Here is a 22,480-nt window from a genome sequence, read left to right on the forward strand (position 1 = left end):
TGACCGCGACAGACGACACGGGAGCAGGCCTTGGCCCCATCAGCACGGACGACCAGGCACATTTTCGTCACCGGGGGCGTCGCCTCCTCGCTGGGCAAGGGCCTCACCGCCTCCAGCCTCGGCAATCTGCTGACCGCGCGCGGTCTGCGCGTGGTGATGCAGAAGCTCGACCCCTACCTCAACGTCGACCCGGGAACGATGAACCCGTTCCAGCACGGCGAGGTCTTCATCACCGAGGACGGCGCTGAGACCGACCTCGACGTCGGGCACTACGAGCGGTTCCTGGACCGGGCGTTGTCCGGCAAGGCGAACGTCACCACCGGCCAGATCTACTCCGACGTGATCGCCAAGGAGCGGCGCGGCGAATACCTGGGTGACACCGTCCAGGTCATCCCGCACATCACCAACGAGATCAAGTCGCGGATCCTGGCGATGGCCGACCCGGACGACGACGGCGTCGTGCCGGACGTGGTGATCACCGAGGTCGGCGGCACTGTCGGCGACATCGAGTCGCTGCCGTTCCTGGAGGCGATCCGCCAGGTCCGCCACGACCTGGGCCGGGACAACTGCTTCTACCTGCACGTCTCGCTGGTGCCCTACCTGGCGCCGTCGGGCGAGCTGAAGACCAAGCCGACCCAGCACTCCGTGGCGCAGCTGCGCAACATCGGCATCCAGCCGGACGCCATCGTGTTGCGCTGCGACCGGGAGATCCCGGAGAAGCTCAAGGAGAAGCTGTCGCTCTACTGCGACGTCGACCGGGAGGCGGTCGTCGCCGCACCGGACGCGCCGAGCATCTACGACATTCCGAAGGTGCTGCACCGCGAGGGCCTCGACGCGTACGTGGTGCGCCGGCTCGGCCTGTCGTTCCGGGACGTGGACTGGACCAGCTGGGACGACCTGCTGGAGCGGGTGCACCGCCCTCGGCACACGGTGACCGTCGCGGTGGTCGGCAAGTACGTCGACCTGCCCGACGCGTACCTGTCGGTGAGCGAGGCGATCCGGGCGGCCGGTTTCGGTCACCGGGCCCGGGTGCAGCTGCGCTGGGTGCCCAGCGACGAGTGCGTCACCTCGGCCGGCGCCGCGGCGGCCCTGGCCGGCGTGGACGGCATCCTCATCCCGGGCGGGTTCGGCGTACGCGGCATCGAAGGCAAGATCGGCACCGCCCGGTACGCCCGCGAGAACGGCATCCCGCTGCTCGGCCTCTGCCTCGGTCTGCAGTGCATGACCATCGACGTGGCCCGGCACCTCGCCGGCCTGGACGGCGCCAACTCGTTGGAGTTCGACGAGCAGGCCGCGCACCCGGTGATCGCCACGATGGCCGACCAGGAGGACATCGTCGCCGGCAAGGGCGACCTGGGCGGCACCATGCGGCTCGGGGCGTACCCGGCCACGCTTACCGAGGGCTCGCTCGTGGCCGAGGCGTACGGCGACACGGACGTCAGCGAGCGGCACCGGCACCGCTACGAGGTCAACAACGCCTACCGGGACGCGCTGACCAAGGCGGGTCTGCACATCTCCGGCACGTCGCCGGACGGCCGGCTCGTCGAGTTCATCGAGCTGGACCGGAGCCTGCACCCGTTCTTCGTGGCCACCCAGGCGCATCCGGAGCTGAAGAGCCGCCCCACCCGGCCGCACCCGCTGTTCGCCTCGTTCGTGAAGGCCGCTGTGGCGTACTCGCAGGCCGACCAGCTGCCTGTCGACCTGGACCCGGCGGGGGAGGCCCCCACGACGCGCAAGGCCGCCCGCAACGGCGCCGCGACCAAGGCCGCGTCCGCGTCGTGAGCGCTCTGGAGCACCGCTACGAGGTGCGCTCCCGCGACGAGCACTACCGGGGCCGCATCTTCGACGTGGTCACCGATGAGGTGACGATGCCCGGCGGCGGGACCGCGCTGCGGGACATCGTGCGGCACGTCGGCGCGGTGGCGGTGGTGGCGCTCGACGACGCCGGCCAGGTGGTGCTGATCCGGCAGTACCGGCACCCGGTCGGGCGGCACCTGTGGGAGCTGCCGGCCGGGTTGATGGACGTCTCCGGTGAGGAGCTGCCGGCCGCCGCGTTGCGGGAGTTGGCCGAGGAGGCCGACCTCACGGCCGCGCGGATCGACGTGCTCGTCGACCTGCACAGCTCGCCGGGGTTCACCAACGAGCTGGTCCGGGTCTACCTCGCCCGGGAGTTGGCCGACGTGCCGGCCAACGAGCGCCACGAGCGCCGCGACGAGGAGGCCGACCTGCAGATCGTCCGGATGGACCTGGACGAGGCGGTCGGCATGGTCCTGGCCGGCGAGATCACCAACGCGTCCGCGGTGGCCGGTCTGCTGGCCGCGGCCCGCGCCCGGGACACCGGCTTCTCGGCGCTGCGCCGGGCGGACACGCCGCTGCCACGCTGATCCCGCAAACCCTTCCGGGGGTACGCGAAAGAGGGGCCCCGCGGTCAGCCGCGGGGCCCCTCTCACGTTGGTGCGGTGGGTCAGTCGCGCAGCGGGCGGCCCTGTGCGTCGGTGCCGCCGTTCACCAGGATCATGATGCCGTCGATGACGCCCCAGAGCGCGCCGACGCCGCAGGTCACGATGCTGACCACGAGCTGGAGCACAGCAATCTTGGTGTGCCCGGTGTAGAACCGACCGGCACCGAAGGTGCCGAGCAGGATGCCGAGGATGCCCGCGACGACCTTGCTCTTGTCGGACAGGCCCGGGCCGTAGCCGGGCTGGTATGGAGGAGTTGTCATGGGCGGACACATTAGTGATCCACTCGGCCGCTGTCCGCAGGCGCGCCCGCCAGATGGGACGATAATGGCGAACACTGTCCTGACGGCTGAGGTGGGGTCGCACCGCCGGCCTCTGGTAGGTGCCCTGACACACCGTCAGGACACCCGACCACCGGATGCCACAGTGCTGGCTTTCGGTGGGGCCGGGCGCGCCTAGACTGCCGCCGACGGGACCGGTGAACCGTGGCGGCAATGGGGCCGTCGCGGCACCGAGCAGTCGGGGGACGCAGCCCCGAAGAGAGGTGTCTGCATCGTGAAGGTCGGAATCCCACGCGAGGTCAAGAACCACGAGTACCGCGTGGCGATCACGCCCGCGGGCGTCAACGAGTTCACCCGCAGCGGCCACCAGGTCTTCGTCGAATCCGGCGCCGGAGTCGGCTCCAGCATCATCGACGACGAGTTCGCGGCGGCGGGCGCGAAGATCCTGGCCACCGCCGACGAGGTGTGGGACGCCGCCGAGCTGGTGCTCAAGGTCAAGGAGCCGATCGCCGAGGAGTACCACCGGATGCGCGAAGGTCAGGTGCTCTTCACCTACCTGCACCTGGCCGCCTCCAAGGAGTGCACCGACGCGCTCATCGACCGTAAGGTCACCGGCATCGCGTACGAGACCGTCGAGCTGCCCGACCGGTCGCTGCCGCTTCTCGCCCCGATGTCCGAGGTCGCCGGCCGGCTCGCCCCGCAGGTGGGCGCCTTCTACATGATGCGTACCGGCGGCGGGCGGGGTGTGCTGCCCGGTGGTGTCTCCGGCGTGTACGCGGCCAAGACCGTGGTGATCGGCGCCGGGGTCTCCGGCATGAACGCCGCCGCCATCGCGCTGGGTCTGCAGTCCGAGGTGCTGCTGCTGGACAAGAACGTCGCCCGGCTGCGTCAGGCCGACGCCATCTACCGGGGGCACCTGCAGACCGTCGCCTCCAACGCGTACGAGGTGGAGCGGGCCGTGCTCGACGCCGACCTGGTCATCGGCGCGGTGCTGGTGCCCGGCGCGAAGGCCCCGACCCTGATCTCCAACGAGCTGGTCTCCCGGATGAAGCCGGGCAGCGTGCTCGTCGACATCGCCATCGACCAGGGCGGCTGCTTCGAGGACTCACGTCCGACCACGCACGCCGACCCGGTCTACAAGGTGCACGAGTCGATCTTCTACTGCGTCGCGAACATGCCCGGCGCGGTCCCGAACACCAGCACGTACGCGCTGACCAACGTCACCCTCCCGTACGCCCTGGAGTTGGCGAACAACGGCTGGCGCGAGGCGCTGCGCAACGACCCGGCGCTGGCGCTGGGCCTCAACACCCACGACGGCAAGGTCACCTACGGGCCGGTCGCCGAGGCGCACGGCATGGACGTGCTCCCGCTGGCCGACGCGCTGGCCTAGAACGGTGGCGTACTGACCGGCATCGCGGCCAGGGCCGGCGCTGGCGACGAGCCCGCGCCGGCCCTGCGCCGTGCCGTCCGCGGCTACCTCGACCACCTCACAGTGGAACGTGGCCTGTCCGCGAACACCCTCGCCTCGTACCGCCGGGATCTGGACCGTTACCTCACGACGCTGGCCGCCGCCGGCATCGCCGACCTCGCGTCGGTCGGCCCCGGGGTCGTCGAATCGCACCTGGCCCGCCTGCGCGCCGGCGACGACGCGCACCCGCCCCTTGCGGTGTCGTCCGCCGCCCGCGCGGCCAGCGCGGTCCGCGGCCTGCACCGCTTCGCGCTGCGCGAAGGGCTGGCCGGGGCCGACCCCAGCCGCGACCTCCGCCCACCCGCCCCGCCCCGCCGGCTGCCCCGCGCGCTGCCCGTCGACGACGTGGTCCGGCTGCTGGAGACCGCCGGCCCGGTCACCGCGACCGGCGACGACGCGCCCCTCACACTGCGCGACCGGGCGCTGCTGGAGTTCCTGTACGGCACCGGCGCGCGGATCTCCGAGGCGATCGGCGCCGCGATCGACGACCTCGACACCGACGAGGGCACGGTGCTGCTGCGCGGCAAGGGCGGCCGGATGCGGCTGGTGCCGATCGGCGGGTACGCCGTCGAGGCGGTCCGCGCCTACCTGGTCCGCGCCCGCCCCGGCCTGGCCGCCGTGGGCCGGGGCACCCCCGCGGTCTTCCTCAACGCGCGCGGGGGAGCGCTGTCGCGGCAGGGCGCCTGGGCGATCCTGCGTCGCGCCGCCGGACGGGCCGGCCTGCCGGTCGACGGGCCGGCAGCGGTGTCCCCGCACACACTGCGCCACTCGTATGCCACCCACCTGCTCGACGGCGGCGCCGACGTGCGGGTCGTCCAGGAACTGCTCGGGCACGCCTCGGTGACCACCACCCAGGTCTATACGCTGGTCACCGTCGAGCGACTGCGCGAGGTGTACGCCACCGCCCACCCGCGCGCCCTCGGCTGAAACCCTGGCAGCGGTCGGCCCGACACGCCGGGCCGGTGCCGAACGCCCTGCTGGTCGGTGGCGTACAGTCGGCATCGGCGCGGACCTCCTGGAGCGATACGACCGGGGTGCGCAGCGGCGCCGCGAAGGACGTCGGACGGCTCCGACGCCGGGTGGGTCGTCGGGAGGGGGCAACGAGGACATGGCTGGCAACGGTGACCGTGCCGAGACCTGGACGTCGGAGCTCCGCGAGCAGCAGGCCACGCTCGGCGCGGACCTGGGTCCTGCGGACCCGGCTGCCTACACGATGCGCAAGCCCATCCCCGAGCCGATGCCTACCGACCGGCACGGCCCGGCGCGCATCATCGCGATGGCCAACCAGAAGGGCGGCGTCGGCAAGACCACCACCACCATCAACCTGGGCGCGGCGCTCGCCGAGTACGGCCGCAAGGTGCTGCTCGTCGACTTCGACCCGCAGGGCGCGCTCTCGGTGGGGCTGGGGGTCAACCCGCACAACCTCGACCTGTCCGTCTACAACCTGCTCATGCAGGACGACGTGACCGCCGAGGACGTCCTCATCAAGACCGACGTGGCGGGCCTGCACCTGCTGCCGGCAAACATCGACCTGTCCGCCGCCGAGATCCAGCTCGTCAACGAGGTCGCCCGCGAGATGGCCCTCGCCCGGGTGCTCCGCTCGGTGCGCAAGGAGTACGACTACATCCTCATCGACTGCCAGCCGTCACTCGGCCTGCTGGCGATCAACGCGCTGACCGTCGCGCACGGCGTGCTCATCCCCCTCGAATGCGAGTTCTTCAGCCTGCGCGGTGTGGCACTGCTGCTGGACACCATCGACAAGGTGCGTGAGCGGCTCAACTTCGACCTGGAACTCGAAGGCATCCTCGCCACCATGTACGACAGCCGCACCACCCACTGCCGTCAGGTGTTGCAGCGGGTCGTGGAAGCGTTCGGCGACAAGGTCTACCAGACGGTCATCACCAAGACGGTCAAGTTCCCCGAGTCCACCGTGGCCGGTGCTCCCATCACCACTATGGATCCGGCGTCGTCCGGCGCGCGCAACTACCGTCAGCTGGCCCGCGAGGTGATCGCCGCCCAGTCGGAGCGGTAGCCGGAACACCCCGTGCCCGCTTCGTGCACTACGGTCGTCCGGTGACCGCGCCACCCCTCGACCCGCCGGCCGGGCCGCACGAGGCCACCGCCCCGGCGGTCGCCGCCGAACTGGCCGCCGAGGTCGACGGTGTGCTCCCCACCGCCGAGGCCTCCGGGTTCACCGTGCGGTTGGCCAACTTCACCGGCCCGTTCGACCTGCTGCTGCAACTCATCGGCAAACACAAGCTCGATGTCACCGAGGTGGCACTGCACACGGTCACCGACGAGTTCATCGCCTACATCCGGGCCATGGGCGACAAGTGGGACCTGGACGAGGCCAGCGAGTTCCTGCTCATCGCCGCGACCCTGCTCGACCTGAAGGCGGCCCGGCTGCTGCCCTCCGCCGAGGTGGAGGACGAGGCCGACCTCGCCCTGCTGGAGGCCCGGGACCTGCTCTTCGCCCGGCTGCTGCAGTACAAGGCGTACAAGGAGGCGGCGGCGCACATCGCCGAGTTGGAGGCAGTGGGCGGCCGGCGGTATCCGCGGGCGGTCAGCCTGGAACCCCGCTACGCCGAGGCGCTGCCCGACCTGGTGCTCGGCATCGGCCCGCAGCGGCTGCTGAAGCTGGCCGTCAAGGCGATGACCCCGAAACCCGTGCCGGAGGTCTCCATCGCCCACGTGCACATGGTCCGGGTCAGCGTCCGGGAACACGCGGCGATCCTCGCCTCCCGGCTGCGCCGGGCTGGCACGGCGACGTTCTCGCTGCTCTGCGCCGACTGCGAGGCGACTCTGGAGGTGGTGGCGCGGTTCCTGGCGCTGCTGGAGCTCTACCGGGAGGGCCTGGTGTCCTTCGTACAGGAGCAGGCACTTGAGGAGCTGACGGTGCGCTGGACCGGCCCGGTCGACGGCGAAACCGAGCTGCACGTCGACGAGTACGCAGGCACCCCCGCCGACCCCGAGCCTGCTCCCGTGCCGGAGCCCGGTTCTGTGCCGGTGCCTGCTTCCGTGCCGGAGCCCGCTGTCGGCGGGGAGTCCGCTTCCGTGCTGGAGCCTGCTCCTGAGGGGGAGCCTGCTTCCGTGCTGGAGGCCGGTCCCGAGGGGGAGCGCGGTCTCGTGCTGGAGCTGGGGCGGGCGGGGGAGGCCGGGGGAGTGGACCGGACGGGAACGATGGAGGGCGAGCGGCATGAGTGACGAGCAGCGTCGGGACTCCCTGGCCGACCAGGCCGCCGCCTGGATCCCCCCATGGGAGCGCCCTCGCCAACCGGCTCCCACCTCCGAGGCCGTCGAGTCTCCAGGCACCCCCGAAGCGGTCGAGTCTCCCGCCGCCGCCGAACCCGACGAGCGAGGCGAAGAACGCGCCACCAATCGGCCCGAACCCGCGTCCGTCACCGCCCCGTCGATGGCCCCGGAAGATCTTGGAAGCGAACCGCCCCTCCCAGGGCCGAATTTTTCCAAGATCTCGGGTGAGCCTGGTGCCGGCGAGCCTGGTGCCGGTGAGCCGGCGGGCGAGTCGGGTGCGGGGGAGTTGGGCGGTGCTCGGGGCGTACCCCGGCGGGACGGCCCGGTGGGGCGGCGGCGGGTGACGGCTGTCACGCAGCCCGCGCCGGAGTTGTCCGACGCCGAGATGCGCGGCGCGCTGGAGGCGATCCTGCTGGTGGTGGACGAGCCCGTCAGTGAGCTGGTCCTGGCGCAGGTGCTGGAGCAGCCGGCCGAGCGGATCGGGCCGATGCTCGACGAGATCGCCGCCGGCTACACGGCCGCGGGGCACGGGTTCGAGCTGCGCCGGGCGGCCGGCGGTTGGCGGTTGTACACGCGGCCGGAATACGCTACGTACGTCGAGCGGTTCGTCCTGGACGGGCAGTCCGTGCGACTGACCCAGGCGGCGTTGGAGACTCTGGCCGTTGTCGCTTACAAGCAGCCGGTGACGCGGTCGCGGATCTCGGCCATCCGGGGTGTCAACTGCGACGGCGTCATCCGTACGCTTGTCACCCGAGGCTTGGTCGAGGAGTGCGGCACCGAACCTGACAGCGGGGCCTTCCTCTACCGGACGACCACGCTGTTCCTGGAGAAGCTCGGGCTGAACACCGTCGACGAGCTGCCGCCCCTTGCCCCCTTCCTGCCCGACGACGTAGAAGAGCTTGCTGATGCGACCCGATAACCGTTCCCCGAAACCCGATGCTCCCGTCTTCGAGGGGGCGGAGCGCCTGCAGAAGGTGCTCGCCGCCGCCGGCGTGGGCTCCCGGCGCGCCTGCGAAGATCTGATCTTCCGCCGCCGCGTCACTGTCGACGGGCGCGTTGCCAAGCTCGGCGACAAGGTCGACCCGGCCATCGCCGTGATCCACGTCGACGGCGAACGCCTCCAGGTCGACACCCGCCTGGTCTATGTGGCGATGAACAAGCCGCGCGGGGTGGTCACCACCATGGCGGACGACAAGGGCCGCAACGAGCTTGCCGACTTCATCGGTAGGCGGCTGGACCAGAGGGTCTACCACGTCGGGCGGCTCGACGCCGACAGCGAGGGCCTGCTGCTGCTCACCAACGACGGCACCCTCGCGCACAAGCTCATGCACCCCTCGTACGAGGTGCTGAAGACGTACCTGGCCGAGGTGGTCGGGCCGCTTCCGCGCAACCTGAGCAAGCGACTCCTCGCAGGCGTCGAGCTGGAGGACGGGCCGGTCACTGTCGACTCGTTCAAGGTGGTGGGCACCCTGGGCAAGAGCGCTCAGGTGGAACTGAGCCTGCACGAGGGCCGCAAACACATCGTCCGCCGGTTGATGGACGAGGTCGGGCACCCGGTCACCCGGCTGGTGCGTACCTCAATCGGGCCGATCCGGTTGGGCGACCTGCGCACCGGGCGTCTCCGGCGCTTGACCAACGCGGAGGTCGCCGCGCTGTTCCACGCGGTGGGTGACTGACCCCCAGGTTCGGGGTACGGCAGCCGGTAGGCTGCGGAACGGCCGGGACGCGGTCGCCCGGGTGGCGTGGGTCGCCTCCGGCGGCTTCGCGCGCGGGCCCACCAGAGGGCCCGGGCATGATTGATGACGATTGACAACCGCTTGCGGCGCCGAATCACCGGGCGATCCGTGAGGTACGGGCTGAGGAGGACACGGTGGAGGAAAACGTACGGACCGGGCGATGTGTGGTCGCTGTGGACGGGCCGTCCGGTTCGGGTAAGTCCACCGTGTCGCGGCGGCTCGCCGCCGGCATCGGTGCGCGCTACCTGGACACGGGTGCCATGTACCGGGCGGTCACCTGGGCCGTGCTGCGCTCCGGCGTGGATCTCACGGACGCCGCGTCGGTGGCCAAGGTCGCCGGCGAGGTGGACCTGCGCATCGGCACCGACCCCCAGGGGTACGGCGTGACAGTCGACGGCGTGAGCGTCGACACGGACATCCGTGGCACCGAGGTGACCGGGGCGGTTTCCGCCGTGGCCGCGGTGCCGGCGGTCCGTGAGCTGCTTGTCGCCCGGCAGCGCGAAATGATCGTCAACGCCGGCCGGATGGTGGTCGAGGGCCGCGACATCGGCTCGGTCGTGGCGCCGGACGCCGACCTGAAGGTCTTCCTGACCGCCTCCGAGGCGGCCCGCGCTGCCCGGCGCAGCGCCGAGGACGCCGCCGACGTGGCGGCCACCGCTGCCGACCTGGCCCGCCGGGACCGGCTCGACTCGACCCGCAAGGTCAACCCGTTGGCGCAGGCGCCGGACGCCGTCGTGCTGGACACGACCGAGTTGGGCATCGACGAGGTCGTCGTGCGGCTGCGTGACCTGCTCGCCGAGCGGGGGGTGGCATGAGTAGCGACGGCGCAGGGTGGGTCGAGCTGCGTGAGCCCGACGTCGCCGTCGAGGAACCCACCGGCCCGCAGCCGGTGGTGGCCGTCGTCGGCCGTCCCAACGTGGGCAAGTCCACGCTTGTCAACCGGATCATCGGTCGCCGGCAGGCGGTCGTCGAGGACGTCCCCGGGGTGACCCGGGACCGGGTGCCGTACGACGCCCAGTGGAACGGCCGGGCGTTCACAGTGGTGGACACCGGGGGCTGGGAGCCCGACGCGAAGGACCGCGCCGCGGCCATCGCGGCGCAGGCCGAGATCGCGGTGGTCACCGCCGACGTGGTGCTGTTCGTCGTCGACGCGATGGTGGGCTCCACCGACGTGGACGAGGCAGCGGTGAAGATGCTGCGCCGCAGCGCCAAGCCGGTGATCCTGGTGGCCAACAAGGCGGACAACACCTCCATCGAGATGGAGGCCACGTCGCTGTGGTCACTCGGCCTCGGCGAGCCGTTCCCCGTCTCGGCGCTGCACGGGCGCGGCTCCGGCGACCTGCTGGACGCCATCCTCGCCGCGCTGCCCGAGGCGCCGACGATCGTGGAGAACCGGCCGCGCGGGCCGCGTCGGGTGGCGCTTGTCGGCCGCCCGAACGTGGGCAAGTCCAGCCTGCTCAACCGGTTCTCCGGTGAAGACCGGGCGGTCGTCGACTCGGTCGCCGGCACCACAGTCGACCCGGTCGACAGCCTCGTCGAGATCGGCGGCCAGACCTGGCAGCTCGTGGACACCGCCGGGCTGCGCAAGCGGGTCGGCAAGGCAAGCGGCACCGAGTACTACGCGAGCCTGCGTACCGCGGGGGCCATCGACGCCGCCGAGGTGGCAGTCGTCCTGCTGGACGCCAGCGAGCCGATCAGCGAACAGGACCAGCGGATCCTGTCGATGGTGACCGAAGCCGGCCGGGCGCTCGTCATCGCCTTCAACAAGTGGGACCTGGTCGACGCCGACCGTCGGTACTACCTGGACAAGGAGATCGACCGGGAGCTGCGCCGCATCCCCTGGGCGATCCGGCTGAACCTGTCGGCGATGACCGGCCGTGCGGTGGACAAGCTGGCCCCGGCGCTGAACAAGGCGCTCGCCAGCTGGGAGACCCGGGTGCCGACCGCGCATCTCAACCAGTGGTTGACCGCGCTGGTGCAGGCCACCCCGCACCCGGTACGCGGTGGACGCGCGCCGCGCATCCTGTTCGCCACCCAGGCCGGGGTGGCGCCGCCACGGTTCGTGCTCTTCACCACCGGGCCGCTGGACGCCGGTTACCAGCGCTTCGTCGAGCGCAAGCTCCGCGAGGAATTCGGGTACGAGGGCAGCCCCATCGAGATCTCCGTCCGCCCCCGCAAGAAGCTCGGCCCCGGCGGCCGGGGCAAGGCGCACGGCTGACGCTGTTCCCCAGAAATGCCGGATGGGCGGGTATGCCCATCCGGCATTTTCTTTACCCCACCCTCCTAGGACGCTGTAGGGGTTGTGTGGTGGTTCAGTGCCGAGTTGAACCGGGTGGGGTCTGTGCGGACGGGCGGCGGGAGCTGCGCTAAGCTGTACCGGCTGTCGCAGGGGAGACCTCGCGAGAGCGGGACGTGGCGCAGCTTGGTAGCGCACTTGACTGGGGGTCAAGGGGTCGTCGGTTCGAATCCGGCCGTCCCGACAGCGAGAGGGTTTCCACAGGTCAGAGCCTGTGGAAACCCTCTTTTTTGTGTTCATGGTGGTTCGTCGAGGTCGAGCACGCCGCTTATCGACCCCTTGACTCGACGGGTGACCGACATGGCTCTACTGGACCTGAACAAGCTCACCACCGACCTGTCCTCGACCTGGGCGGGATACCTGCGGGACTGGGACCGGACGCTGCGGGCGGGCAACTACCCGGAGACGACCCGGTACAACTACCTCCTCGCCGCGGCACAGTTGGCCCGCTACCTGGCCGAGCACTCGCCCGACCCTGATGCCGTCGATGCCGCGGAGGACCCCACCGAGGTGACCCGGGGACATGCGGAGGCGTTTCAGGCGTGGATGATCGAGACCCGGTCCGCGTCGACCGCGCTGAACAAGCACAAAGGTCTGCAGCAGTTCTTCAAGTGGCTGCTGGTCGAGGAGGACATCGACCGTTCTCCGATGGATCGGGTTCGGCAGCCCAAGACTCCACAGAAGCTGATCCCGATCATCCGCGACGAGGACACGAAGAAGCTCCTCGACGCCTGCAAGGGCAAGACCTTCCCGCACCTGCGCGACGAGGCGATCATTCGCCTGTACTACAACACCGGAGCGCGTCTGTCGGAGGTCGGCAACCTGCTGCTCGATGACGTCGACCTGAACACGGAGTCGGTGCACTACCACGGCAAGGGTGCCAAGGACCGCCGGGTGCGATTCGGGCCGAAGACGGCCCGGGCGATCAGCCGCTACCTACGGGCGCGAGGCAAGCACAAGGGTTCGGAGCTGCCGGATCTGTGGCTCGCCGACCGCGGTGGCCGGAGGTTGGCGGCCAACGGCATCAAGATTCGCCTGAAGCGGCTGGGTCTCGCCGCGGGCGTTGCGAACGTGCACGCTCACCGCTGGCGGCACAACTTCGCCCACGAGTGGAAGCGTGCCGGCGGGAACACCGGCGACCTGATGCTGCTGTTGGGTTGGACCTCGGAGGACATGCCCCGGCACTACGGCGCCAGCGCGGCGGCCGAACGGGCGCAGGAGATCCAGGTGCAACTGGGCATCGGGGAAGGGGTGTAGACGCGGGCAACACGGTCGATCCGAGTACGGGCTGGCCGACCCCGTTGTCCTCGTCGTCGATCGGCGGACCTGAACCGAGTTAGAGGTCGCGCGAACGGTGGTGGTCATCGGCGACGGTTGGGGCGGCCCTCCCATCGGTAGAGGATCCATGCACGCCGAGTCAGGTTGTGGCCTGCCTGCCGGCCGGCGTCAGGGTTGCCGGGCTGTGGCGGTGGCAGATCCAGTACGCGTGCGGCGGCTCGGCGACCAGGAAGATCAGTAGCTGCTGGAAATCACCCGCCGGAGCTCGGTTCACTGATCCGACTACGGCGGACCATGGTCGTGCTCGCGTCCTCCCGGGAGGGAATACGGTGCCGGGCGATTCGCCCGCCTCGTTCGAGCCGACGAGGACACGATCCGGCACGGCAGCACCGGTTCAATGGGATGGGATGGCCAGCCCGGACCCTCGGTGGGCGGTGAGCAAGGTTCAGCCGAACGGGAAACTCGGCAGGCCGTCTCGCCGGATCGACCATTAACGGATCTGGGTATACGCCACCTCGGTGAGGGCCTGTCGCGAAGCCTGAGCACTCGGGCAGCGCGTGGATACCCCGATGGTGGGATCCTTGGGTGACCCTCGAACCGCGAGCCACAGTCCTGCCTCAACGCCGAACGTGAAGCTCTGTCGACCGAACCTCGACCCCATTGCAGTATGAGCCTCACATGAAGTTGCGGGTGTGCAGCGCGGACAGTTCGGCGGCTTCGTCGTCGGGGAAGCCGAGCCGGGACAGGTGGCGTCTACGTCCGGTATCCATGTCGGCTTGCAACTGCTGCACGGCGAGATGGCCGCGGGTGAGTGCCTCCGGGGTCCAATCGCCTGCTGCGAGCAGTAGCAGGGCGTCGAACACGTCCTGATTGAGGCCGGCGGTGTCGATGAGCACGTCGTGGCGCCGTTCGATGGCGCCGCGCAGCCGGCCGAGCATCGTCGGGTCTGATGCCGACTGGTGTTCGAGGTGCGCCACCCCGAACGCCACGTGCCGGGCCTCGTCGGCGCGGGCCAGTCGGGTGACCGTCTGGGTGACAGGGTCGGGGGCGTATCGATCGAGGAAGGTGAGCAGGTACACAAAGGTGCCCTCGCCGAGTACCGACAGCAGGAAGGAGGCCAGGGTGAAGTCCGGCTCGGTCAGCAGGGAAGCCAGGGATGCCCGTCCGCCGGCCGAGGAGGTGCCTATCCGACCACCGGTGTGCAGTGCCCGGCGGGTGAAGACGTCGACGTGCCGGGCCTCGTCGGCGGCCTGAACCGCGAGTAGCCCGACCACCTCACGGAAGTGCGGGTGGATGCGGGTCAGAAGCCGAGCCGGGATCACCAGGGCGGCCTGCTCGTTCTCGACCAGGTAGGTCATGATCTGCACGACCGCAGCCTCGATGTCCGCCGGCAGGGTGAAAGGCGAGTCCCAGGGGACTGCGGTCGCCGGGTCCCACTGCGCGGCGGCCGCGTGAGCGTAGAGCCGGGGTGCCAGGTCGGCCCAGACGACGTCCCGGTCGGCCAGGTCGTAGGCCGGCTCAGGCCCGCCTGCTTCGAGTAGCGCGCCGCGGGCGGCCAGCCCCCAGTGCCCGGGCGGGCGGCGGGTTACCGTGCCGGGTTCGCCGGCCCGTTCGGCGCGCGCCCAGCGGTCGGCGTCTTGGCGGCCCTTGACGACCTGGACCCGGCCGTCGTCGGTGGTCGCGCTGTGGCCGGCCGTCCGGCACCAGGCCCGCAGGTGCAGGGTCAGGAAAGGGTCGCGGCCGGTGACCGTGATCGTGCTTCCCGGCGGCAAGCCGGCCAGAGTCTTCTGTACCAGCAGGCGGCCGCCGGTGTCGAAGGCCAGGCCGGCCAGGTCCAAATTCACGGCTGGTACTCGTCGGCGGTTACCCTTCCCGTCCCGTCGTAGAAGCCGGATGCGGTGACCGCCGATTCCAGTAGGTTGTATCCGTCCGTACGGCCAGGCTCCCAGGAGGTAAGTCCCTCCAGGTCCAGCAGCGGGCGCATGGCCGGGTCGGCGTACGACATCGACAGCAGCAGCTCCTCAAACCGCGCCACCAGGGACGGGTCGGCGGTACCGGTGACCGTCATGTTGCAGTGGTCGTAGAGATCAGTGGTGGTGAGCAGCCGGGTGCTCCCGGAGGGCAGAACCCCCTCCTTGGTGAAGAGCAGGTGGTTGCCGTCGAGCACGCAGGCGGCGTCGACCTCGCGGGCGATCAGTGCCCGAGCGGCGTCACGTTCCCCGCCGACGTGGTCGCCATGCAAGCCGACCCCAACGTCGAAACGGCGGACTGTGAAGTCCGTGCCGGGCTGCAAGCCGTAACGGCGAAGGTGCTCCAGCGGCAGCAGCGTCGCCTGGGGTGAGTCGACTGCCCCGGTCGCGACCGTCCGTCCCCGCAGGTCGTCGAGCGAGGCGATGTCGCTGTCGACGCGGACCACGACCGCAGTGGCAAGGTTGCGGTCCGTGTCCCGCATGACCAGCGCTCGGATTGGCAGGCCCCGCGTACCGGCGAGCCGGCGGGCACGAACCCAAGCGAGGGGGGAATTCCAGGCCGCGTCGATGCGCCCGTCGATCAGGTCCTCGACCTGCCGCTCGTAATGGGAGTAGAGGACGTAGTCGAACGGCAGCCCGGCGGCGGTGAGCCAGACCCGGAAGCCGTCCCAGATGGTCACGACCTTCGGATCGTAGGCAACCGCGCCCATCGTGAAGGCGGTCATGCCGGCACCGCCGGAGCATCGAACAGCGGCAGACCGAGGACCGCCCGGCCGGTGAAGTCGTATAGCGCCTCGGTGGTCGGCGCCATCACCCTGGCAGCCAAAGCATCCCGGAAATGCCGTTCGATGCCCAACTCCTTGCGGAACGCCGAACCACCGGCCAGGCGCATCACCTCGTCGGCGACCGACACGGCTGTCTCCCCGGCGACCGCCTTGACCTGCAAAACCCGCAACTGGGCGGCGGGGTCTCCGGCGTTCATGGCGGCCAGAGTGGCAGACAGGAACGCCCGGGTGGTGTCCACGCTCGTCCGAATCCGAGCGAACGCGGCCCGAGGGATCGGCTGCTCGGCCAGGGACTGCCCCAGGTGGTCGAGGCGGGCTCGGTTGAGGTGTTCGGCTGCCAGCGTGGCCAGGCGTTCCGACACGCCAAGCGAGAACGCGGCGCTGAGCACGGTGAACACCGGCAGCACCACTCCCAGTGCGATGTCGAGGCCAGCGCCGTCTGTGCCGAGCAGCGCGTCGGCGGGTACCACCGCGTCGGTCGCGGTGATCGGGCGGGAAGCGTTACCCCGGAGGCCGACACCATCGAACGGCCCGGCCACCTCCAGCCCTGCCGTTGCCGACGGGACCAGCCACAGGGTCATCCCGTCCCCGGCCAGTGGCAGGCTCGACCAGACGTAGCTGTCGGCTTCGCCAGCGGACGTCACCCAGCTCTTGCGAGCGTCGAGGCGCACCTTGTCGCCGCTACTGGTTGCGGTCGACTGCGGCGCCCAGAAGTGGCTGCGTGAGCCCTGTTCGGAGAAGGCGAGCGTAGTAACGTGCCGGCCGGCAGCGATCGACCGACGGACGTCCTCCGGCCCGCTCAGCTCAATAGCGGCGGTCGCCGCGTAGTGCATCAATGTCACCATCGCGGTAGATCCACACACCCCGGCGAGGGCCTCAACTACCTCAGCGGCCGCGTCCAGCCCCAGACCGGCGCCGCCCACCTCGCGAGCACTCGTCAGGCCCAGCAAACCAGCGTCGCCGAGAGCAGCAATCGCGGAGCGAGGGTATCGCCCTGATCGATCGATGTCCGCCGCATGCGGGCGGACATCTACGTCCAATACCGCCTGCAACGCGGCCCGATGCTCCAGCATGCTTCCCCCGTACAGAATCCCGAATCCGATTGATCGCGATGGACGATAACGCGGCCGGACCATGTGGGTCCACATCGGAAGTCGAGGGCTTGCATCGTAAGTCACTCGGGGTCTGACGGCATGGTCCTAGTGTGTGGTGGCATCGAACTTGATAGGTCTCATGTGGACATCGCAGGCAAAGTTGAAGGCGTCTTCGCTACTGCCGCTGGACCAAGCCCGGTGTCCCAGCGGTGGCGAACGGCTGTAATACAGCTACGTCAGCTTGACCGTCACACTCGGAGCACGAGCCCGACGGTACTCGGGCTAGAGTCTATCCGCGCATGGAGGCGTTTGAGTTCCTGGTGGTCTCCCCCGCCTTCAAAGCGGGTGGGCCTGGCTCAGCCTGGCCGGCGGGTTCGATTCCTGTCCGCCTCCGCCAAAAGACGTCTACGGGGGCGGTACGTCGATGGATTCGGTAGAAGACTCATTGCGTCCGACCTGGTACGCCGCGCTGGCCGGTGTCTTCAGTCTGCTCACCGCGCCGGCTCACGAACTGCTCGTCGGTCTGGAAATCGGCGACGACGTGACCGGCTACGTCTTTCCGGCCGCGGTCGCTACGATGACCACCCTGAACCGGGACGCCTCTCCCTCCGACCTTACCGTCGGGGTTATCTGGGCGACCGACGTGACCGACTTCGGCCTGCTCGGGCACTTACATAAGCTTGCCCGCGCCAGTGGGGTGACAGCGGTCGTCGACGCGGCCGCGACGCCGTGCCCGGACGGCGCCCGGGAGGCTGCCCGGGACGGGTCCGTCAGCGGAGGCAGCTGCTGCGACCTCGACTGGGTGCGGCCGCACACGCGTTGGGGCGCGGATGTCATCGACCTGGAGCGGCTGCTGCTCGCCGAGGCGCAGACCTCGGGTGGCCTGCTGGATGCGGGGAAGATCCCCGGCGCCAAGGTGATCGGCGAGCTGGTTCCCGCCGATGGCAATCACACCCTGGTCGCCGGGTGACCGGCGACCCGCGCCGGCACATTCCCCGTACCGACACTCTTCTCGCCGATCCACGTCTGTCGGAGGCACACCGGTTGTTCGGCGCCGGCGTTGTGAAGGAGGCTGTCCGGGAGGCCCAGCAGCGGGCCCGGGACGGCCGGCTTAAGCCTGCCGAAGTGCTGCCGGCCGCGCTCGCCGCACTGTCGCCGCCGCCCGCGCTGCTGCGCCGGGTCATCAACGCGACCGGCGTGGTGCTACATACCAACCTCGGCCGCGCGCCGCTGTCGGCCGCGGCCGTCGAGGCGGTCACCGCGGCCGCAGGGTACGTCGACATCGAGTACGACGTGACCACCGGCGCCCGTGCCCGCCGCGGCCGTAGCGCCCTCGATGCCCTTCGGGCCGCAGTGCCTGACGCCGGAGACGTACATGTGGTCAACAACGGGGCGGCCGCGATCGTGCTGGCTGCCACCGCGCTCGCAGCGCGCCAGGAGATCGTCGTTGCCCGGTCCGAGATGGTGGAGATCGGTGACGGTTTCCGGTTGCACGAGTTGCTTGCCAGTACCGGTGCCCGGTTGCGCGAGGTCGGTGCCACCAACCGGACGCACCTGCGCGACTATGCCGAGGCCGTCGGCCCGCGGACCGGATTCATCCTCAAGGTCCACCCCTCCAACTTCCGGATCGAAGGCTTCACCTCGGCAGTCGGCGTAGCCGAGCTGGCCGGGCTACCGGTTCCGGTGGTTGCCGACATCGGGTCGGGGCTGCTGCGGCCGGAACCGCTTCTGCCCGACGAGCCGGACGCTGCGACCTGGCTGCGCGAAGGCGCGACGGTCGTGACCGCGAGCGGCGACAAACTGCTCGGCGGCCCGCAGGCGGGGCTCCTGCTCGGCGGCCACGAAGTGATCGAGACGCTGCGCCGCCATCCTCTCGCCCGAGCGCTGCGCGTCGACAAACTCACCCTCGCCGCGCTGGAGGCGACCCTTCGCCGGCCTGTTACCCCCACCACCTCAGCCCTGAACGCCGACGAGGGGCAATTACGGGAACGCGCCAGCAAGCTGGCCGCTCGGCTGGTTGGCAGCGGCATCGCGGCGACGGTGACGCCCAGCGACGGTGTCGTTGGCGGCGGCTCGGCGCCGGGCCTGCGGCTGCCAGGCTGGGCCGTCCGACTCCCGTCAGGACTCGCCGAGCCGCTGCGCCACGGTATCCCGTGCGTGGTTGGCCGGGTCCACGATGGCCACTTTCTTCTGGACCTGCGCTGCGTCCCGCTGGCCGAGGACGACGCGGTGGCCGAGGCTGTGGAGCGCGCGTGTTCGTGATCGCCACGGCTGGCCACGTCGACCACGGCAAGTCGATGTTGGTGCGGGCTTTGACTGGCATGGAACCTGACCGCTGGGCCGAGGAAGTCCGTCGCGGCATGACCATCGACCTCGGGTTCGCCTGGACCACCCTGGATGACGAGCACATGACAGCGTTCGTCGACGTGCCTGGCCACCAGCGGTTCGTGTCGAACATGCTGGCTGGCGTCGGGCCGGTCACCGCCGTCCTGTTCGTCGTCGCCGCCGACGAGGGCTGGCGGCGGCAGTCGACGGAGCATCTGGCGGCGCTGCAGGCCCTCAACGTGCGCCACGGCGTCCTTGCGGTCACCCGCTGCGACCTCGCCGACCCCAGCCCGGCGATTGCTCAGGCACGCGAACGGCTGCGGAATACCGGTCTGGCCGGGATGCCCGCGGTCGCGGTGTCAGCGGCCTCCGGCCACGGCCTCGATGCTCTGCGCGCCGCTCTGCGTGAACTCACGCGGGCACTTCCGGCGCCCCAACCGGGTCCGGCGAGACTGTGGATCGATCGATCCTTCACGATACGGGGTAGCGGCACCGTGGTCACCGGAACGCTCGGGTCGGGAACCATTGCGGTTGGCGACAACCTCGTCCTCGAACCCGCGGGCAGGACTGTACAGGTCCGCGGCCTGCAGAGCCTCAAGACCAAGGTCCAACGGGCCGAGGCTGTATCCCGGCTGGCGGTCAACCTGCGCGGCCTAGGCGCCGACGACATCCGCCGCGGGCACGCGCTGGTCCAGCCGGGCGCGTTCGCCCAGGTCACAACAATGGACGTACGACTGGTGCGGCACGTCGACAGGCCGCCGTCTCACCTCGTCCTGCACGTCGGGTCGGCGGCAGTGCCCGTACGCCTGAGAATGCTCGGACCGGACGCCGCCCGCCTCACATTGGCCACCGGGCTGCCCCTACACATGGGTGAGCGGGGCCTACTGCGCGACCCAGGTGCCCACCACATCGTTGCCGGCATCGTCGTCCTCGACACCATGCCCCCGCAACTCCCCGCGCGAGGCGACGCTAGACGTCGGGCCACGCAACTGTCGCGCATGACGGATCGGCCCGATGTGGTTGCCGAGATCACCCGCCGCGGGGCTGTCCGGCGCGAAGCTCTTGTAACCGCAGGCGTCCTGGCCCAGCAGGCCCCGGCACCGGCAGACGTCGTCGTCGCGGGCGAGTGGCTGGTCGACCCGACCCTCTGGAAGACCTGGGTGTCCACGTTGAGCGCAGCGGTCGACGAGTGGATGTCGGCGAATCCGCTGTCAACCGGTCTCGCGCCGCAGATGGCGGCACGCAGGGCCGGCGTCACCGATCTCCGGCTGATCGGAGTGCTCGCCACCGAGGCGGGGCTCGTCCTCGGCAGTGGCGGCGTGCATCGCAGGGAGACCAGAATCTGCTTCCCCGAACCAGTGAGCCGTGTACTCGACGAGATTTGCGCGCGGCTTCGTAAGGACCCGTTCGCTGCACCCAGCGCCGACGAACTCGTACGACACCGGTTGTCGCGGCAGCACCTGGGCGCCGCGGTCAGGGCGGGCCTGCTCTGTCGTGTCGCCGACGACGTCTACCTGCTGCCCGACGCGCCGGCCGAGGCGGTGCGCCGACTCGAGGGTATCGAGCAGCCGTTCACCGTCAGCCAGGCCCGCGTCGCCTGGGGCACCAGCCGCCGCGTCGCCGTGCCGCTGCTGGAGTACCTCGACAATCAGGGCGCCACCCGACGCACGGGTACCACACACCGAATGGTCCATCGACAACCGACATAATCGGGGTTCATGGTCCCAATAGTGGCACAACATGTCCAACTTGGACATGAGTACACACTCGGGCCGCCGGACTACGAGGTTGACATTGGGGGCCACTAATATAAGATCCATCGTGGAGTGATGATCTGAGCGCTCTTACACGGGGGATTACTTGATGCGAAGCCGATTGTTGCGCGACCTGCCCAGTATTGTGGGTCGAGGAAGGTCGCCCAGGTCGGATTCCTCTCCGCTGGTCGCGAACATCCAGCGCTGTCGGCGCGAAATCGGACGTCCCCTCTGAGCGGTCAACCCGCAATTCCATCGGAGTTATGGGTGGATTGACCAGACTGACCATCAGCTTGGCGCTCGGGGAATTTCTACCCACAGGTGCACGTGGCGCGAGTCGCATGTCGTCCAGTAAAGAGAGGGATCTCATGACGGTAAAGACCTACAAAACTGTGGCGCCAGATGGGCGTCGAGTTTCATTTGCCTGCAGGGTAAACGGACTGCGGGACGACTGGTTTTGGCAGATGCGCTTGACAAGCAAGACAGTTTCGGTCGGTGTCACTATCGGACGCCCTGGCTATGTCGACAAGAACCTGGAGAGTCAGAAACTTCAAGTTGTCGACCGGATCACGTACAAATCGTCCACCCTTCTGCGCGCCGTAAATGCTGAACGCGACGGCTGGTTTATCGGTTGGAAGGGGCCCCACCACGACCTGATGTTCGGGGGCGCTAACAGTGGGCCGGACATGACGGCGGTGGTCGCCCTTCTCGACCTGATCGACATCGCTGACGCGCCTGCCGGGCTCGTCCTCCGCCCGTTGGCTGGAAGCGGTGTCGTGCTGTGGAACATGGCCGGAACGACGGACATTTCGGGTGCTGGCCCGGTCACCTTCTATCCACTGACGGAAGCCGGCGCCTTGGTGCCGGACGGGAACGGCCTGCGAGTCGGCACCGGACATGTGTGGAAGAAGTCGCTTGATGTGAACGGGGCTCAGCGCGGTGAGACGTTCGTGCATGTAAATAACTCCGCGGTTGCGCTGATTCCCGACGACAGGAGCCGTGACGAGCGGGTAACCGAAGCAGCGTTGGAAGACCTGCTCGACTCCCTCGACATTCAGTGGTCGAACTGAGGTTAGGGGCTAGATGTTCACTGTTTTGTCAGCCGCAGTCGTTACGGCTTGGCTAGCGATCGCGCTCCTCGCCCTAGGTTACGGCGGCCTCGTCGTCCAGATCCGTGAGCTGCAGTCTCGCGGGACACACCCGAACCGGACGCTATATCCCGAGCTAGCTGCGCCGGAGCGATCGCTCAGCACGGTCGCTCTCGCTGTCACGAAAACCTGCCCCACCTGCGCCGAGGCCTTCGAGGAATGGCGCGGCGTGGCGCAAGACCTCAAAGGCGTGGGGCACCGGCCAGTGACGATCAGCCTCGACGGCTCGACGGAATGGCTTGTACCCGAAGGAACTGAGCTGAAGACCGCTGGTGAGCTGACCTCGCCGTTCCTGCTCGCATACCAGCCAGCCCTTCTCATCATTGATTCGAATGGTGAATTACTCTCCGCTGAACCGGTCGGATCGGCCGTGGCTCTGCGTAAGAGGTGCTACGAGATCATGAATAGCAGTAGTGCGGTGTCCAGCTAGCCAGCAACGAGCAAAGGAGAGGAATATGCCCGGCCTACTTGATCGAGTTCCGGAAGTTGTGATCCTGCCCGAATCAGGATCATCTCGTCAGTTTGCCTCGAACCGCCCTGACTCCGAAGTTTCCGCAACCGCGCGTCAGCCCAGCACGTACGAGCGACGCGGCTTTCTGCGGATGGCGCTCGTCGGCGGTGGAGCATTAGCCGT

The 22,480-nt window shown here is 69.4% G+C and carries 20 protein-coding genes and 2 tRNA genes; 18 read left to right on the forward strand and 4 right to left on the reverse strand.

Annotated features, from left to right (window positions below):
• Positions 1-30: 30 nt before the first annotated feature.
• Complete coding sequence (locus ACLQ23_RS29510; RefSeq protein WP_355595802.1) at positions 31-1,782, forward strand: CTP synthase; 1,752 nt, start codon at positions 31-33, stop codon at positions 1,780-1,782.
• The gene (locus tag ACLQ23_RS29515; RefSeq protein WP_355595803.1) at positions 1,779-2,384 is read left to right on the forward strand and encodes an NUDIX hydrolase; all 606 of its coding nucleotides are present in this window, start codon (positions 1,779-1,781) and stop codon (positions 2,382-2,384) included. The genes ACLQ23_RS29510 and ACLQ23_RS29515 overlap by 4 nt, the downstream gene beginning before the upstream one ends.
• Before the next feature lie 80 nt (positions 2,385-2,464).
• Here ACLQ23_RS29515 and ACLQ23_RS29520 read toward each other — a convergent pair whose 3' ends face one another.
• Positions 2,465-2,797, reverse strand: a complete 333-nt coding sequence (locus ACLQ23_RS29520) for a TM2 domain-containing protein (RefSeq protein ID WP_355595805.1) — start codon at positions 2,795-2,797, stop codon at positions 2,465-2,467.
• A gap of 217 nt (positions 2,798-3,014) precedes the next feature.
• Here ACLQ23_RS29520 and ald point away from each other — a divergent pair, with 217 nt between their 5' ends.
• The 10 genes from ald to ACLQ23_RS29570 all read left to right on the forward strand — a co-directional run bounded on the left by ald (position 3,015) and on the right by ACLQ23_RS29570 (position 12,749).
• A complete protein-coding gene (gene ald / locus ACLQ23_RS29525; protein ID WP_425881388.1) occupies positions 3,015-4,130 on the forward strand; it encodes an alanine dehydrogenase in 1,116 nt (371 codons plus the stop codon).
• A gap of 21 nt (positions 4,131-4,151) precedes the next feature.
• On the forward strand, positions 4,152-5,135 hold the full coding sequence (locus tag ACLQ23_RS29530) for a site-specific tyrosine recombinase XerD (RefSeq protein WP_425881419.1): 984 nt from the start codon (positions 4,152-4,154) through the stop codon (positions 5,133-5,135).
• 181 nt (positions 5,136-5,316) lie between these two features.
• Positions 5,317-6,240 carry a ParA family protein gene (locus ACLQ23_RS29535; RefSeq protein WP_088990243.1) on the forward strand — a complete coding sequence of 308 codons (924 nt, stop codon included), beginning with the start codon at positions 5,317-5,319 and terminating at the stop codon, positions 6,238-6,240.
• A gap of 41 nt (positions 6,241-6,281) precedes the next feature.
• The gene (locus ACLQ23_RS29540) at positions 6,282-7,412 is read left to right on the forward strand and encodes a segregation/condensation protein A (protein WP_425881389.1); all 1,131 of its coding nucleotides are present in this window, start codon (positions 6,282-6,284) and stop codon (positions 7,410-7,412) included.
• Complete coding sequence (gene scpB / locus ACLQ23_RS29545; RefSeq protein ID WP_425881390.1) at positions 7,405-8,379, forward strand: SMC-Scp complex subunit ScpB; 975 nt, start codon at positions 7,405-7,407, stop codon at positions 8,377-8,379. Before ACLQ23_RS29540 ends, scpB begins: the two co-directional genes overlap by 8 nt.
• On the forward strand, positions 8,366-9,136 hold the full coding sequence (locus tag ACLQ23_RS29550; RefSeq protein WP_425881391.1) for a pseudouridine synthase: 771 nt from the start codon (positions 8,366-8,368) through the stop codon (positions 9,134-9,136). The genes scpB and ACLQ23_RS29550 overlap by 14 nt, the downstream gene beginning before the upstream one ends.
• 194 nt (positions 9,137-9,330) lie before the next feature.
• Entirely contained in the window at positions 9,331-10,011 is a 681-nt protein-coding gene (gene cmk / locus ACLQ23_RS29555; protein WP_355595815.1) for a (d)CMP kinase, read from the forward strand.
• A complete protein-coding gene (gene der / locus ACLQ23_RS29560) occupies positions 10,008-11,414 on the forward strand; it encodes a ribosome biogenesis GTPase Der (protein ID WP_377674119.1) in 1,407 nt (468 codons plus the stop codon). Before cmk ends, der begins: the two co-directional genes overlap by 4 nt.
• A gap of 188 nt (positions 11,415-11,602) precedes the next feature.
• Positions 11,603-11,676: transfer RNA gene (locus tag ACLQ23_RS29565), tRNA-Pro, on the forward strand.
• Positions 11,677-11,792: 116 nt separating this feature from the next.
• Positions 11,793-12,749, forward strand: a complete 957-nt coding sequence (locus tag ACLQ23_RS29570) for a tyrosine-type recombinase/integrase (RefSeq protein WP_425881420.1) — start codon at positions 11,793-11,795, stop codon at positions 12,747-12,749.
• 695 nt (positions 12,750-13,444) lie between these two features.
• Here ACLQ23_RS29570 and ACLQ23_RS29575 read toward each other — a convergent pair.
• From ACLQ23_RS29575 to ACLQ23_RS29585, 3 genes are read right to left on the reverse strand one after another with little or no spacing between them, the layout of a single operon-like run.
• The gene (locus ACLQ23_RS29575; protein WP_425881392.1) at positions 13,445-14,614 is read right to left on the reverse strand and encodes a ferritin-like domain-containing protein; all 1,170 of its coding nucleotides are present in this window, start codon (positions 14,612-14,614) and stop codon (positions 13,445-13,447) included.
• Positions 14,611-15,465 (reverse strand): phosphate/phosphite/phosphonate ABC transporter substrate-binding protein, encoded by an 855-nt coding sequence (locus ACLQ23_RS29580; RefSeq protein ID WP_425881393.1) that lies wholly within the window; start codon positions 15,463-15,465, stop codon positions 14,611-14,613. Before ACLQ23_RS29580 ends, ACLQ23_RS29575 begins: the two co-directional genes overlap by 4 nt.
• Positions 15,462-16,661: an acyl-CoA dehydrogenase family protein gene (locus ACLQ23_RS29585; RefSeq protein ID WP_425881394.1), complete on the reverse strand. Its 1,200-nt coding sequence runs from the start codon at positions 16,659-16,661 to the stop codon at positions 15,462-15,464. Before ACLQ23_RS29585 ends, ACLQ23_RS29580 begins: the two co-directional genes overlap by 4 nt.
• Positions 16,662-16,920: 259 nt before the next feature.
• Here ACLQ23_RS29585 and ACLQ23_RS29590 point away from each other — a divergent pair.
• The 6 genes from ACLQ23_RS29590 to ACLQ23_RS29615 all read left to right on the forward strand — a co-directional run bounded on the left by ACLQ23_RS29590 (position 16,921) and on the right by ACLQ23_RS29615 (position 22,276).
• Positions 16,921-17,016: transfer RNA gene (locus ACLQ23_RS29590), tRNA-Sec, on the forward strand.
• Between the two features lie 27 nt (positions 17,017-17,043).
• The gene (locus ACLQ23_RS29595; RefSeq protein WP_425881395.1) at positions 17,044-17,589 is read left to right on the forward strand and encodes an AIR synthase-related protein; all 546 of its coding nucleotides are present in this window, start codon (positions 17,044-17,046) and stop codon (positions 17,587-17,589) included.
• Entirely contained in the window at positions 17,586-18,881 is a 1,296-nt protein-coding gene (gene selA, locus ACLQ23_RS29600; RefSeq protein WP_425881396.1) for an L-seryl-tRNA(Sec) selenium transferase, read from the forward strand. The genes ACLQ23_RS29595 and selA overlap by 4 nt, the downstream gene beginning before the upstream one ends.
• The gene (gene selB / locus ACLQ23_RS29605; RefSeq protein ID WP_425881397.1) at positions 18,872-20,653 is read left to right on the forward strand and encodes a selenocysteine-specific translation elongation factor; all 1,782 of its coding nucleotides are present in this window, start codon (positions 18,872-18,874) and stop codon (positions 20,651-20,653) included. The genes selA and selB overlap by 10 nt, the downstream gene beginning before the upstream one ends.
• A gap of 413 nt (positions 20,654-21,066) precedes the next feature.
• Positions 21,067-21,768: a hypothetical protein gene (locus ACLQ23_RS29610; RefSeq protein ID WP_425881398.1), complete on the forward strand. Its 702-nt coding sequence runs from the start codon at positions 21,067-21,069 to the stop codon at positions 21,766-21,768.
• Positions 21,769-21,781: 13 nt separating this feature from the next.
• The gene (locus ACLQ23_RS29615; RefSeq protein WP_425881399.1) at positions 21,782-22,276 is read left to right on the forward strand and encodes a hypothetical protein; all 495 of its coding nucleotides are present in this window, start codon (positions 21,782-21,784) and stop codon (positions 22,274-22,276) included.
• Positions 22,277-22,480: the final 204 nt, after the last annotated feature.

The sequence above is a fragment of the Micromonospora sp. DT41 genome, from assembly GCF_049841715.1.
In the GTDB taxonomy this organism is placed as follows: Bacteria; Actinomycetota; Actinomycetes; order Mycobacteriales; family Micromonosporaceae; genus Micromonospora; species Micromonospora profundi.